Source organism: Burkholderia ubonensis (assembly GCF_902833085.1).
GTDB lineage: Bacteria > Pseudomonadota > Gammaproteobacteria > Burkholderiales > Burkholderiaceae > Burkholderia > Burkholderia ubonensis.
The window spans coordinates 1-13,498 of sequence record NZ_CADFEB010000015.1 but is presented as its reverse complement, the minus strand read 5'-3'; the positions used below and the strand labels follow the sequence as shown (position 1 = coordinate 13,498).

Annotated in this window: 12 protein-coding genes and 2 pseudogenes; 2 read left to right on the top strand and 12 right to left on the bottom strand. The window is 63.7% G+C overall.

From position 1 onward, the window contains the following. Window positions 1-20: 20 nt before the first annotated feature. Genes trpF through HWX31_RS33515 form a run of 4 tightly spaced genes read right to left on the bottom strand, consistent with a single transcriptional unit; the run spans window position 21 to window position 3,973 of the window. Window positions 21-1,229 (bottom strand): phosphoribosylanthranilate isomerase, encoded by a 1,209-nt coding sequence (gene trpF, locus HWX31_RS33530; protein ID WP_174965497.1) that lies wholly within the window; start codon window positions 1,227-1,229, stop codon window positions 21-23. After that, on the bottom strand, window positions 1,226-2,266 hold the full coding sequence (trpD, locus tag HWX31_RS33525; protein ID WP_174965496.1) for an anthranilate phosphoribosyltransferase: 1,041 nt from the start codon (window positions 2,264-2,266) through the stop codon (window positions 1,226-1,228). The genes trpF and trpD overlap by 4 nt, the downstream gene beginning before the upstream one ends. Next, entirely contained in the window at window positions 2,259-2,879 is a 621-nt protein-coding gene (locus tag HWX31_RS33520; RefSeq protein ID WP_059612214.1) for an isochorismatase family protein, read from the bottom strand. Before HWX31_RS33520 ends, trpD begins: the two co-directional genes overlap by 8 nt. A 17-nt stretch (window positions 2,880-2,896) precedes the next feature. After that, window positions 2,897-3,973, bottom strand: coding sequence for an LLM class flavin-dependent oxidoreductase (locus tag HWX31_RS33515; protein ID WP_059612212.1), 1,077 nt, complete (start codon window positions 3,971-3,973; stop codon window positions 2,897-2,899). Between the two features lie 416 nt (window positions 3,974-4,389). Between HWX31_RS33515 and HWX31_RS33510 the strand changes: the two genes are divergently transcribed. Then, window positions 4,390-6,774 carry a DNA polymerase II gene (locus tag HWX31_RS33510; RefSeq protein ID WP_174965495.1) on the top strand — a complete coding sequence of 795 codons (2,385 nt, stop codon included), beginning with the start codon at window positions 4,390-4,392 and terminating at the stop codon, window positions 6,772-6,774. A 59-nt stretch (window positions 6,775-6,833) separates the two neighbouring features. On the opposite strand, the gene HWX31_RS33505 is transcribed toward HWX31_RS33510, so the two are convergent. Further along, window positions 6,834-7,933 (bottom strand): IS3 family transposase gene (locus HWX31_RS33505; protein WP_174965494.1). Its coding sequence is split into 2 segments (ribosomal slippage): window positions 6,834-7,681 and window positions 7,681-7,933, totalling 1,101 coding nucleotides; the frame shifts between segments, so codons are not numbered across the junction. 44 nt (window positions 7,934-7,977) lie between these two features. Between HWX31_RS33505 and HWX31_RS33500 the strand changes: the two genes are divergently transcribed. Continuing rightward, on the top strand, window positions 7,978-8,151 hold the full coding sequence (locus HWX31_RS33500; RefSeq protein WP_174965493.1) for a SymE family type I addiction module toxin: 174 nt from the start codon (window positions 7,978-7,980) through the stop codon (window positions 8,149-8,151). Window positions 8,152-8,219: 68 nt separating this feature from the next. On the opposite strand, the gene HWX31_RS33495 is transcribed toward HWX31_RS33500, so the two are convergent. The 7 genes and pseudogenes from HWX31_RS33495 to HWX31_RS33470 form a co-directional block, all read right to left on the bottom strand. Further along, complete coding sequence (locus HWX31_RS33495; protein ID WP_042582972.1) at window positions 8,220-8,483, bottom strand: DUF7660 family protein; 264 nt, start codon at window positions 8,481-8,483, stop codon at window positions 8,220-8,222. Between the two features lies 1 nt (window position 8,484). Beyond that, window positions 8,485-8,790, bottom strand: a complete 306-nt coding sequence (locus HWX31_RS34790; protein WP_208456099.1) for a hypothetical protein — start codon at window positions 8,788-8,790, stop codon at window positions 8,485-8,487. A gap of 45 nt (window positions 8,791-8,835) precedes the next feature. Beyond that, window positions 8,836-8,994, bottom strand: a pseudogene (locus HWX31_RS35225) (RHS repeat-associated core domain-containing protein); the annotation flags it as partial. Between the two features lie 308 nt (window positions 8,995-9,302). Further along, window positions 9,303-9,608, bottom strand: coding sequence for a hypothetical protein (locus tag HWX31_RS33485; protein ID WP_157376024.1), 306 nt, complete (start codon window positions 9,606-9,608; stop codon window positions 9,303-9,305). Between the two features lie 359 nt (window positions 9,609-9,967). Further along, window positions 9,968-10,120, bottom strand: a pseudogene (locus HWX31_RS35445) (RHS repeat-associated core domain-containing protein); the annotation flags it as partial. 360 nt (window positions 10,121-10,480) lie between these two features. Then, complete coding sequence (locus HWX31_RS33475) at window positions 10,481-10,945, bottom strand: hypothetical protein (protein ID WP_174965492.1); 465 nt, start codon at window positions 10,943-10,945, stop codon at window positions 10,481-10,483. Between the two features lie 2 nt (window positions 10,946-10,947). Continuing rightward, window positions 10,948-13,498, bottom strand: a 2,551-nt coding sequence (locus tag HWX31_RS33470) for an RHS repeat-associated core domain-containing protein (RefSeq protein WP_175934013.1), incomplete at its 5' end; no start/stop codon positions are given.

The window sequence follows — 13,498 nt, the reverse complement described above, 5'->3', positions numbered from 1 at the left end:
GCCATCCTCCCTGCGATTCGTCAGTAGTTGACATCCAGCACGCGCGACATGTCGCCCGCGACGCTGACGCGAACGAGCGTCGTGACGTCCAGCCCGGTTGCGTCCCGTACTCGCTCGACGCCCGCGTAGTCGGCCTTCTCGGCGACGCAGACGATCTGCTCGACGTGCGCGCCCGCCCGCCTGACGGCCTCGACGAGACCGATCAGCGTGCCGCCCGTGCTGATCAGGTCGTCGACGATGACGACGCGGTCCCCGGGCTCGACGCCGTTCAGGTACAGCGCGCCCGCCGTGTATTCGCAGCCGAACTCGACCTTCACCTGCCCTTCGAGCCCGGACGGATACCAGCGCGCGATGCCGTACGGCAGCCCCGACAGCAGCGACACCGCGGCGAGCAGCGCGCCGCCCTTGTCCTCCTCGCCGACGAGCTTCAGCCCGGGTGCAACCGACATCACGTCGCATACCCGTTGCGCCGCCATGCGCAGCAGCGGCGCGGGGGTCGCCGGCACCTGCTCGGTCAGCGAATTGACCAGGAAACGCTTGCCGTTGATGCTGACGAGCGGCCGGCCGTCGAACGACGCGCGCAGGATGTCCGCGTCGACCGGTTCGTGCGCCGCGCGTTGCGCGCCCCTGACCGCCGCGACGAACGCGCGCATCATCGCGGGGTCCTTGCGGGTCGCACTCGCGCCGACTCCCGAGCTGACGTCGACGCCGGACGGCCCGAGCAGGTCGAGCATGCGGCGCACGTTGCCGGCGTTCAAGCCGCCCGCCACGATGATCGGCCGCGCGAACCGCAACCCGTGCAGCCGCGCCCAATCGAAACGCTCGCCGGTGCCGCCGTCGCGGCCGGCCACCGCCGCGTCGAACAGGTACGCGCTGACGTCGTACGTTTCGACGACCGCGGGATCAAAGCGCTCGCCGACCCGAAATCCCTTGATCACCGGCCACCCGACCTGCCGGCAATACGCGGGGCTCTCGCTGCCCTGAAGCTGCACGCTCGACACGCCCGAGTGCGCCACGACGTCCTGCAGCCGTTCGAGCGGCTCGTCGACGAATACGCCCACCGTGCTGACGAACGGCGGCAGCCGGTCGACGATCGCCCGCACGTCGCCCGCCGCCATCCTGCGCGGACCGTCGGAGAACACGAAACCGAGCGCGTCGGCGCCGGCGTTCACGGCGTCGAGGGCATCGTCGAGGTTCGTCAGGCCGCAAATCTTGATGCCGGTCTTCATGAGTTGCTTGCTCCGCATAGAAAGTTGTCGAGCACCTTGCGCGCCGCGCCGCTGTCGATCGCGTGACGCGCGAGCTGCGCGCCGTCGGCGAAAGTCCGTGCGCGTCCGTCGAGAACGAGTGACATGCCGGCCGCCGCCGTCACGGTGTCGGCGCGCGGCCCGCGCTCGCCGTCGAGAATCGCGCGGCAGATCGCCGCGTTGGTCTGCGGGTCGCCGCCGCGCAGGTCGTCGACGCGGCACGGCGACAGCCCGAAATCGTGCGCGGTGACGCTGAACGACGCGGTCGCGCCGCGCTCGACGCGCATGACGAGCGTTTCACCGGCACAGCTCACTTCGTCGAGTCCCGCCACGCCGTGCACGACGAATGCCGCGTCCCGCTCCAGCCTCGCCAGCGCGGCAGCGATCGGCGCCTGCTGCTCGGGCCGCGCGACGCCGACGATCTGGCGGCCGATCCGCGCCGGGTGCACGAGCGGTCCCGCGAGATTGAACAGGCTGCGCATGCCGAGTGCGCGGCGCAGCTCGCCGAGCTTCGGCGGAAAGCGGTGATGGCTCGCGGTCGAGACGAACGCGAAGCCGCACGCGGCAAGGCTTGCCGCGATCCGCTCGGGCGCGCTGCAGCGCAGCGCGTCGGCGCCGAGCGCGTCGATCAGGTCGGCGCTGCCGCACGCGCTCGTCACGCTCCGGTTGCCGTGCTTGATCACGCGCGCGCCCGCCCCGGCAGCGACGAACGCCGCGGTCGTGGAAATGTTGAACGTGCCCGCACGATCGCCGCCCGTCCCGCCGATGTCGAGCGCGTCTTGCGCCGGCAGCGGCAGCGGCGTGCTGCGCGCGTTGATCGCGTCGACTGCGCCCGCGATCTCGTCCGCCGTCTCGCCTTTCCTCGCGAGCGCCGCGAGCGTCGCCGCGATCTCGACGTCGCTGAATCGCAAATCGAGCATCGCGGACACGGCCTCGGCCGCCTCGGCGCGGTCGAGATCGGCGCGCGCGTCGATCAGCCGGCTCATCACCGCGCGATAGTGCGCATCGGCGTCACGCATGTACGGCTCCGGCCGACGGTGCAAGCCGCGCGATAGGCGCGATCAGCGCATCGAGCGAGACGACCCGCCCGAGCACGTAGCCGATGTGTTCGAGCGCCGCGTCGTGCCGCGCGGCCGTCGTGCCCGCCACGCACTCGCGCGGCACGAACACGCGGTAGTCGAGCTGCAGCGCGTCCTGCGCGGTCGCGCGCACGCAGACGTCGGTGGCCACGCCGGTCAGCACCAGCGTGTCGACGCGCAGCCCCTTCAGCAGCAGGTCGAGATCGGTCGCGAAAAAGCCGCTGTAGCGGCGCTTGACGAGCACATAGTCGGACGCGGCGGGCGCGAGCGCGTCGACGATCTCGACGCCCGGCGTGCCCTCGACGCAATGCTCGGTCTCGCCGTACTCGAGCTCGAGACCGAAGTCGACCTTCTGCCGGCGATGCGCTTCCTGCGTGTAGATGACGGGCATGCCGGCCGCGCGCGCGGACTGCGCGAGCCGCGTGATCGCCGGCACGACGTCGGGCGCGCCCGCACAGGCGATCGGCGCGCCGGGATCGACGAAGTCACGCTGCATGTCGATGATCAGGAGCGCCGCGCGGCGCGGGTCGAACGTGTCGCCCAAGGCATTCATCGATTGGCTCCTCCCGGTCAGTCGCGCAGGTTCGCGACGATTTCCGCGAGCGCCGCATGGCTGTCGCGGATCGCGCTCATTTCGTCGAGATGGTCGAACCCCATCACGTGCAGCACGCCGAAGCCGCCCGACAGCGCCTGCATGGCCTCGATGCGCTCGCGCACCGTGTCCGGCGAGCCGACGATCCAGCAATGCCTGGCGACGTACTCGACGGTGACGTCGCTGTCCGGCATGCCGGGATCTTCCTTCAGCAGGCCCAGCGCGTTGTTGCCCGCGAGCATCGGCAGATAATCGTCGCGGAAATAGCGGCCCATCTCGCCGTCGACCGCGCGGCGCCACGCCTCGCGATCCGTATCGGCGACCAGGATCGGCCGGCTGACCCGCCATTCGCTGCGATCGGGCGCCGGCCGGCCCGCTGCGCGCGCGCCCGCCTCGACGACGTCCCAATGCGTATGCAGGTATTGCGGCGTGAAGCAGAAGCTGATCGGAATCCAGCCGTTCGCGCCGGCGAGCCGCAGCGTCGGCGACGACGCGGACAGGCCGGTCACGCCGATCGGCGGATACGGCGCCTGGAACGGCTTCAGGTGATAGGTGCTGCGCTTGTCGGGCAGATCCGCGGGACGCCGCGCCGTCCAGTACTTGCCGCGATATTCGAACGGCCCGTCGCTCTCCCAGAAGCGCGTCATGATCGCGATCGACTCGGCCGTCATCTCCCGATGCGCGCCGGACTGGTAGTCGATGTCGAACATCTCGAGATCGAGATTCGTGCCGCTCGCGCCGATGCCGACCATCAGGCGCCCCTGCGAAATGTGATCGAGCATGCAGATCCGGTGCGCGAGCTCCGCCGGGTGATGGAACGGCAGCATGAACGCGCCCGGCGCGAGGCGGATGCGCTTCGTGCGCAGGAAGGCTTGGGCGAGCAGCAGGTCCGGCGACGGGCACGGCTCCGCCGGCATCATGTAGTGCTCGCCGATCCACGCTTCGGCAAAGCCGATGCGATCGAAAAACTCGAGTGTGTCGAGGTCGTGGTAGTGACCGTCGTGAAGCGAACGATGCTGCGGATGCGCCGGCATCATGAACGCGCCGAGTTTCATGGCGGATAGTCCTCGGAATGGCCGTGCATTGCCGCCCCAGGTGCGGCCGGCATGCGACGTTGGTTCGTTGTGGTTCCGAACTGGCGCCCCGGCGAGCTGCCGCGACGACGATCGGGGAGTCTTTCTCTCAGGTTCCGGGTGAACCGGCGGAGTTGTACCGCCGGCTCGGGCGACGAGGTTCAGTCGCCTGACGCATCATCTCGATGCATCCGGACGCGTGAATCCGGGTTGCCGAACGCATCTGGTTGTCTAGACAACAACAGAAGCCGCGCCAGTCTATGCCTGAATTTCACCCGCTGCGATGCGCGTAAACCCCGAAGTACTCTGCACGATTCGGGACGACCGGGACGCGTCCGGCAGCCACCCCGCCCAGGCGTTAAAATCCGCCGCCTGGGCACCAATGAAGAGCGCGCGTCTTGACGGAATTCGAGCAGGGTTTCATCCTCACCCGCCACTGGCGGGACACCGCAACCGGCGTCGAAATCGAGTTCTGGCTGGCAACCGAACACGGTCCGCGCCAGGTGCGGCTGCGCCCGCAGGAAGCCGTCGCGTTCATCCCGGCCGAACAGCAGGAGCCGGCCGCGCGCGTGCTGGCCGGCGAAACCGGCGCCGAACTGCGCCCGCTCGCGCTGCGCGACTTCCGGCAGCGTCCGGTCGTCGGCCTCTATTGCCGCCGCTATCGCCGCCATCTCGCCGGCCTGCAGAAGCGGCTGGCGCAGGCCGGCGTCGACGTCTACGAAGCGGACGTGCTGCCGCCCGAGCGCTACATGATGGAGCGGTTCATCACCGCGCCGGTCCGGTTCCGCGGCACGCCGGCCGGCGACGGCGCGCTGTCCGACGGCGAGCTGAAGGCCGCGGACGACTATCGTCCCGCGCTGCGCTGCGTGTCGCTCGACATCGAGACCAGCGCGCACGGCGAACTCTATTCGATTGCGCTGGAAGGCTGCGGACAGCGGCAGGTTTTCATGCTCGGCCCGCCCAACGGTGATGCGGGCAATCCGGGCGATCTCGACTTCCGGCTCGACTACTGCGACGACCGGCCCGCGCTGCTCGCGCGGCTGAACGACTGGTTCGCGCAGCACGACCCCGACGTGATCATCGGCTGGAACCTGATCCAGTTCGACCTGCGCGTGCTGCATGCGCACGCCGGGCAGTATCGCGTGCCGCTGCGGCTCGGCCGCGGCGGCGGCGTGCTCGACTGGCGCGCACACAGCCAGCAGCCCGATCATTTCTTCGCGGCGGCGGCCGGGCGACTGCTGATCGACGGCATCGACGCGCTGAAATCCGCCACCTGGACCTTCCCGTCGTTCAGCCTCGAATACGTCGCGCAAGCGCTGCTCGGCGAAGGCAAGGCGATCGACAACCCGTATCAGCGGATGGATGAGATCCAGCGCCGCTTCGATCACGACAAGCCCGCGCTCGCGCGCTACAACCTGAAGGATTGCGAGCTCGTCACGCGCATCTTCGAGAAGGCGGACCTGCTGTCGTTCATGCTCGAGCGCGCGACCGTCACCGGCCTCGCCGCCGATCGCACCGGCGGCTCGGTCGCGGCCTTCACGCACCTGTACATGCCGCGCATGCACCGGCTCGGCTACGTCGCGCCGAACCTCGGCGACGTGACGGGACAGACGAGCCCCGGCGGCTTCGTGATGGATTCGCGGCCGGGCCTCTACGATTCGGTGCTCGTGCTCGACTACAAGAGCCTGTATCCGTCGATCATCCGCACGTTCCTGATCGATCCAGTCGGGCTGATCGAGGGCCTCGCCCGGCCCGGCGACGACGCGTCCGTGCCCGGCTTTCTCGGCGCGCGCTTCTCGCGCACGCGGCATTGCCTGCCGGACATCGTGCGGCGGGTGTGGGAAGGCCGCGACGTCGCGAAGCGCCAGCGCAACGCGCCGCTGTCGCAGGCGCTGAAGATCATCATGAACGCGTTCTACGGCGTGCTCGGCTCCACCGGCTGCCGGTTCTTCGATCCGCGTCTCGCGTCGTCGATCACGATGCGCGGCCACGAAATCATGCACCGCACGCGCGAGCTGATCGAAGCTCAGGGCTACGAAGTGATCTATGGCGATACCGATTCGACGTTCGTCTGGCTCGGCCAGCCGCACGACGACGACGCGGCCGCACGCACCGGGCGCGCGATCGTCGAGCACGTGAATCGCTGGTGGACGACGCACCTGCGCGAGCGCTTCGGGCTGGAGAGCGCGCTGGAGCTGCAGTACGAGCGGCACTACCGCCGCTTCCTGATGCCGACCGTGCGGGGCGCGGAGGAAGGCAGCAAGAAGCGCTATGCCGGTCTCGCGGTCGCGCCGGACGGCGGCGAGGACGTCGTGTTCAAGGGCCTCGAGACGGTGCGGACCGACTGGACGCCGCTCGCGCAACAGTTCCAGCGGGAACTGTACCGGCTCGTGTTCAGGCGGGAGCCGTATCAGGACTTCATTCGCGACTACGTCCGCCGCACGCTGGCCGGCGAGCTCGACGAACTGCTGGTCTATCGCAAGCGCGTGCGCCGGCCGCTGCGCGAGTACCAGCGCAACGTGCCGCCGCATGTGCGCGCGGCGCGCATCGCCGACGCGTTCAACGACGCGCATGGCCGGCCGCTGCAATACCAGCGCGGCGGCTGGATCAGCTACGTGATGACGACGGCGGGCCCGGAGCCGCTCGAGACGATGCGCTCGCCGATCGACTACGCGTTCTATCTGGGCCGCCAGCTGCAGCCGGTCGCCGATGCGATCCTGCCGTTCCTGCGCGACGATTTCGAGTCGGTGATCTCGGGGCAGGGGCGGTTGTTTCCGGGTTAGTACCGCAGCCTAAATTCATCCCGGCGGTTCGGTGACCTGAGGCGGAATTTTGTGACCAATCAGGCAGTGAGTCTCGCGTCGATATTATCGGAGTCCAGCCAGGCTCGACGGACCGTGGCGGGAGGTTGATAGCGGTGCGCGCTATGAGGCCGGCGTTCGTTGTAGAACTGCCGCCAGCGTTCGATGAGCACCTTGGCCTCGGCGCGGCTGCGGAACCATTCCCGGTTCAGCAATTCGTCACGTAGCTTGCCGTTGAAGCTCTCGACGAATCCGTTTTGCCACGGACTGCCGGGCGCGATGAAGGCCGGACCGATTGCAGCGTCTCGCAGCCAGCGCATGACCTTGGCCGCAGTGAATTTCGCGCCGTTGTCGGACCGAACGAACGCGGGCTTGCCGTACAGCCGCATCAGTCGCGACAGCGTCAAGATCACATCCTGCGACCGCAAACTGGCGCCGACTTCGATCGCCAGGCACTCGCGGGTGTATTCATCGATCACGCAAAGCATCTTCAACGCCCGCCCGTCCACCAACTGATCGTGCACAAAGTCGTAGCTCCATACCGAATTGGGTTGTGTCGCACCCGGCAGACGAATGTCGTTGTCACAACGACGACGGCGAGGCCGCCGCCGCGGAATGTTGAGCTGCAAGGCTCGCCACATTCGCCGCACGCGCGACTCGCTCAGCGCCAGCCAAGCCGACATACGTCGGTAACCGAAGCGCGGCACTTCCTGAGCAGCAGCAATCAGTCGCTCGCCCAGGCTCCGATCCTTCTCCGGTTGCTTGAGCGTATAGGTTGCCACCCGGCGACTCAGCCCCAGATAGCAACATGCCTTGCGTTGCGATAGCCCCCGCCGAGTCAGGACTTCCAGCGCGTCGCGCCGGCCCGTTGGGGTGCTCATTTTTTTCGGCTGAATTCCTTCAGGCCGTCGATGACCAGCAATTGCTCGGCGATCAAACGCTTGAGCCGCTCGTTCTCCGATTCCAGATCCTTGAGCCGGCGGGCGTCGGCCACATCCATGCCGCCGAACTTGTTGCGCCAACGATAGAACGTCTGTTCCGAGATGTTGTGGCGCTTGCACAGATCCTTCACCGGCTCGTCCCGGCTCTCGGCCTCGCGCAAGATTCGGATGATCTGCTCGTCGGTAAATCGCTTCTTCATCGAGTTCTCCTTGCCTCTAGGATAAAAGAGAACTCACTTGCCACATGGCTACAAGAAACGTCTCAGGTCAGGCCCTCTACGACGAGAGCCACTGCGAGCCGCTGTACCTGTGGCTCAGGATCGTGGGCCAATGGCTTGCCCACGATGCAGGTTTTCACGCCGGCCAGAAGCTCCGCGTTCACGTTGAACACGGCAAGCTCACCATCACCGCTACCTGAACACCGAGCTTCGACTCATCACACCGACAACAAGGGCCGCTCGCGCGGCCCTTGGCTCTTACTTCAGTCTATTCATACATTGTTGCGGCAACCACAATATCCGCGAGAACCCTCCAATTCATCGTATCCAGCTTCACCTCATTAGCTATACCCATATTCTCGTAATAGCCATCCATATCTTCAACCCAGGAAGCCATTGCCTCAAGATACGAATCAACAGTGTTGTTCTCGATCGGCTCCCCGCTTCTTATTGATTTCACAAAGGCAACCATAAAATCAACAAAGTCTTCCCTTGTCTTGATTTCCGCCACTCTCTTTCTGTCAATCGTCATTTCACTCAACGGTCATTGACTGACCATCCTCCATCTTCAAGCGGATAGATGTCCCACCATTCTTGGCACTCATCTTCCATATCTGCTTATCAATCTCTTTTTGTGACGCCATTTGATATGGCATGCACTTGCGTGCCAATTTGAATGCCGCGAGCCGCCTGTGATCGAGCGTCCACAGCTTCCCAGTACCATCCTTCCAAATCTTGGTCTTCTTCAATTTATTAGGATCCAGTGTTCCATCCCGCAAACCTTGTGCGTTCCCGAGAACCGTGTAGTCACCTGTGACATTCTTTGCGCTGCTTTGCATAAAATGCACCTGAGAGGGATCTATTGTTCCTGCTGGGCAATCACAGGGACAACGCTTCGACAAACCTAACGGATCGACCCACTGCACTGGATTGGGCGCGTACTGGTAGACATTGATCCCACCCGCCAGCCCGATCGGATCCTTGCTGATGAATCTGCCAGAGTTCGGATCATAGTACCGATGCCGGTTGTAATGCAGCCCCGTCTACTTGCCGCTACAGCCAACCTTTCAGCTTTCGCAATCTCCTGCAGCGATGCGCGTCACATTCATCGTCGTAGTGTTATCGCGCAGTAAATGACATGTCGTTGAGCCTTGCGCAACAAGGCATCTCGACATCGCACGACGGTTGGCCAGAGCAGATCAAATAGTGGGGCGTACGCACACCGAACTTGGCGTTTCACCTTCTCCGCCACACAGAATCGCCGGCCCCGTCGCCCGGACCAGCGGCGTGAATCTTCGCGGCTCGTACATGTATTGCGACGCCAAAGGTCGCCATCGCTGCCCTTCAATCGTTAGAGTGGTTCAATGGGGGTATTGAGTTTCATATCTTTTTTCGAACCTATCACATATTTATCCAATTTTAGCGCCTTGATTTCTTCAAGTGTCGCCGCTCGCCACTGCCACCCTTCATCCCAGCCAAACCATTTTGCGCAAGAGGCACTTTCTGCCACACATGCATCGGCTATATCAGTCGTACAGCTATCAAACTCCGATGAATACCCTATAAGGCGACCATCGGATAACGCAATCAAATGCAATTCATCACCATGACCAAATCCGGCGTCATAAGCGGCAACCACGTAATATCTTCCTTCCATCAAATCCTCACTTAGGAAACGACGTGACTACTTTATTCGCGCCACCAGGACTAGTCACGATCCGAACGCTATCCAGTATTGGATTTCCTGCTACAGCCCCTGCCCCCCTGCAACCCTGCTTCCGAATAAGGAATGTCGTAAGCCAAGTTACCATTTGGGCCCACGGTTGGAGAAATTCTTTGGTGAACTGCTTTATCCCATGCTGCATTTGTTGTTGCAATCGGATCATCAGCAAAAACGCCGTGCGGGACTTTCCTATCAGGTATGTCCTCTCCATGTCGCATCACATGCTCAGGTGCGGTTTCTCCTGTTTTTGGATTGATCCTCGACCAATCCAAGCATCCACAAGCCGGAGGTGTTTTAGACGTCAGACCCAGCGGATCAATCCAATGAATCGGATTCGGTACGTACTGGTAGACGTTCAATCCACCCTGCTGCCCGATCGGATCCTTGCTAACGAAGCGTCCCGACGTTGGATCGTAGTACCGATGCCGGTTGTAATGCAGCCCCGTCTACTTGCCGCTACGACCGACCTTTCAGCTTTCGCAATCTCCTGCAGCGATGCACCTCGCATTCATCGTCATAGTGGTATCGTGCGATAAATGACATGTCGTTGAGCCTTGTGTAGCAAGGCATCTCGACATCACACAACAGTTGGATAGAGTCGATCGGGTAGCACGTCATAGCCGTATCGCCGTCGGTTCATGTGAACTGGCACTCATTGCCTCATTTCCCGGCACGGATCTCGGCCTCGATCAGCCACTCGACCGGATAGTAGATTCCGCCCGCGCGGCTATCCTCGATGCGCGACAGTTGCCACGCCGCATTGAAGCGATATCGCTGCCCATCTGAACTGCTCGACCTCGATCAGATTAGCGGGACAGAAAATCTGCACCTGCATCCTTGATGTCTTCGTCAGAACTATCCAGAGCACGTTTCGCAAATTTAATCATCAACCCTCGATCCAGCTCACAACACAACTCTAGCAAACAGCGATACTCTTCATACCCCCCATTAACCAGCACCTCATCAACTTCTGCCTCGATATTTTTCATCACCCAATCACGCGGCAACTCCAATATCAAATTTCTGCACTCCTCCGTGAAACCATTTACATAGCTTGACATTGAGATCAATTGTTTAAAAAAAACAACCCTCTCTGACTCAGGGTAGCTCAACACCAAATCGATAGCCATAGCCCTTTCCTCAGGCACGGAAAAGGCTCTCTGAACAAAAGAAACAGAAGATGTTTTTTTTACAAACCCATCTCTCAACTTCACGTAGATCTGGTAAGCCTCCTTAAGATCTTTCCACGAGTCATTTTCTTTATCTTTCATGATTACTTCTTCCCAGCCTTAATCCAAGGCATATTTTTGAATTTCTCGACAAATGTCTGTCCCGACATTCGCTTAGACGGACAAACTGTATGATGAGTTGCGGCATGCGACCCGCCAACGTCCTTGCCATCCGCAACGACCTCTATCCCGTCTGGGAGTTCCGATCCAGCTGGAAGCTTGTGATAGGTGCCACTGATAGGTGCCTTATTGACATCACCGAATGTCGACGCTCCTCCTTCAGTAGTCGGCCCCACCATTCCAGCTGCGTCGGCAATCAAGTCTGCGTTTTGTCCCGGTTTTGTGTTAACGCCCTGGATTCTAGGTTCGCGCGGACCACTGGCATTACCAAATGCATATAAGTCGCATGTTGTCTTAGCCAAGCCCAGCGGATCAATCCACCCGGCCGGGTTCGGCGCGTACTGGAACGCGTTCAACCCTCCCGCCAACCCGATCGGATCTTTCGACACGAAGCGTCCTGATTGCGGATCATAGTACCGATGCCGGTTGTAATGCAGCCCCGTCTCGTCATCATGGTACTGCCCCTGGAACCGGATCGGATTCCCCGCTTCATGGCGTTCCGGCTGAGGCTGCCAGACCGTTTTCTCCGCGCCCCACGCCCGGTACCGACCCAGCCAGACGACTTTTCCCGACTCGTCCAGCAGTTCCTGCGGCGTCCCCAGATGATCGTTCTGATAAAACAGCGTCGCATGCCGCGTCTTCGCCGGCACCTGCACGAACCGGCCATCCGTCCCCGTCGCAATGAACGCCGCTTCCACCAGCGTCTCGTCTAGCCGCGCCAGCGGCACGAACGTGCCGGGTTCGTGCAGATACAGCGACGCCCCTTGCCACTGATGCCGCTCGCTTAGCGTATGCATCCGCTGCGCCACCGGCAGCGCGTACGGGTCGTCCGGATCCTCGCGTACGATCTGCACGGGGCGGAAGGTCAGCGGCTCACGTTCGCCCGGCTGCCGCGGCGGCAGGTGGAAGCGCTCTTCCATCAGCAGCACGTCGCCGTCCCACGTGAACACCGTCCGGTCGATGCTGCCGTCCGGCCGGCCCGCCTCCTTCAGCGTGCGCCGTCCGAACGCGTCGTATTCGAAGCTCACCTGCAAGGCCGGCCGCACCGTGCCCGGGATGAACGCGGTGCCGTCCGGCGTCCGCTCGAGCCGGTCGATCTCGTTCGCCGCCGGCGGTTTCGCGTAGCGATCGGCCCGCTTCAGCCGGTTCGCCGCATCGTATGCGTACAGCCACGTCGCGCCGCCCGGCTCGGTTTGGCGGATCAGGTTGCCGTGCGCGTCATGGTCGTAGCGCGTGCGGTTCAGCGCCTTCAGCACGTTGCCCACGCACTTCGGCAGCGCACGTTCCCACTCGATCAGCCTCCAGTATTCCGCCGCCTCCTGCTTGCGTCGCTCGAAGTGGGCCCGCGGCTCTTCCTGGCCCGGATGCGCGTGCCGCCATTCCACATCTCGCGCGGCGGCCCGGCCATGCCGCGCCGTCATCTCGTCCAGCGTTTCCTCGGTCGGGCGCGGCGGAAGCTGCTCCGGATCAATCGGATTGCCGGCCGGATCGAACGCAAAGACTTCCTTCAGGTCCGGCGTCACCGCCTTCAGCAGCCGTCCGACCGGATCGTACGTGTAGTCCGTCGCCCCCCGCGTGCGATCCTCGATGCGCGTCAGCTGGCCCGCCGCGTCGTACCGGTACTGCCGCGCGGCGATCCAGTCCGTCGGCAGCGCGTGTGCATCGCGGCGCACGATCATCCGCTGCAGCCGCCCGGCCGGGTTGTATTCGCGCCGCTGCTCGAAACTGCGGTGACGTCGAACAGTTTCGCGATGCAGCTTGTCGCGCTCGAAGTCGACCAGCGGCTGGCCGTCCAGCAGCACCCCGTGCACATGGCCCGAGCCGTAGCGCAGCCAGTCGATCGTGCGCGTATTCGGCAACTGCGTGCGGATCCGGTTGCCGAGCGCATCGTATTCGTGCCGCGTCACCGCCGTGTAGGCGACGCCCGTGTCCGGGCTGTGGGTCTGCTCCTCGGCGATCAGGTTGTCGGCATCGTCGTAATGGAGCCGGACCTTGCTGCCATGGCCCTGCGCGGTCGTCAGCCGGCCTCGCGCGTCGTAATAGAAGTGCTCGGAGAACCCGCCTCGGCCATCCGGTCCTTCGATCTCGCGCCGCGTGAGCCGCCCGAGCGGGTCGCGCGTGTAGGTCGTGTTGACGTCGCCTTCGGTCGAACCGGCCAGCCGGCCCGCCTCGTCCCACCGGTAGCGGGTCGTGCTGCCGTCGAAGTCCGTCTGTTCGATCAGCTGCCCCAGCGGGTCGTAGCGGAACCGGGTCTGCTCCCGGTTCTCGTTGGTCAGCGCGGTCAGCCGCCACTGCCGGTCGTACGCATACGTCAGTTGCCGGCCCGCCGCATCCTTGCGCCAGGTCGGCTGCCGACGGGCGTTGAACGCGTATTCCGTCACCTGGCCCGCGCCGTCCCGGTAGGTGCGCAGGTTGCCTTCGCCGTCCCACGTGAAGTGCTCCTCGACGCCGTCCGGATGCGTGACGCCGATGACT

Coding starts and splice junctions, on each gene's coding strand:
- HWX31_RS33495 (WP_042582972.1), bottom strand. CDS start 8,483: ATGACGATTGACAGAAAGAGAGTGGCGGAAATCAAGACAAGGGAAGAC.
- HWX31_RS33515 (WP_059612212.1), bottom strand. CDS start 3,973: ATGAAACTCGGCGCGTTCATGATGCCGGCGCATCCGCAGCATCGTTCG.
- trpF (WP_174965497.1), bottom strand. CDS start 1,229: ATGAAGACCGGCATCAAGATTTGCGGCCTGACGAACCTCGACGATGCC.
- HWX31_RS33500 (WP_174965493.1), top strand. CDS start 7,978: ATGGCTACAAGAAACGTCTCAGGTCAGGCCCTCTACGACGAGAGCCAC.
- trpD (WP_174965496.1), bottom strand. CDS start 2,266: ATGCGTGACGCCGATGCGCACTATCGCGCGGTGATGAGCCGGCTGATC.
- HWX31_RS33475 (WP_174965492.1), bottom strand. CDS start 10,945: ATGAAAGATAAAGAAAATGACTCGTGGAAAGATCTTAAGGAGGCTTAC.
- HWX31_RS33485 (WP_157376024.1), bottom strand. CDS start 9,608: ATGGAAGGAAGATATTACGTGGTTGCCGCTTATGACGCCGGATTTGGT.
- HWX31_RS33520 (WP_059612214.1), bottom strand. CDS start 2,879: ATGAATGCCTTGGGCGACACGTTCGACCCGCGCCGCGCGGCGCTCCTG.
- HWX31_RS34790 (WP_208456099.1), bottom strand. CDS start 8,790: ATGCAAAGCAGCGCAAAGAATGTCACAGGTGACTACACGGTTCTCGGG.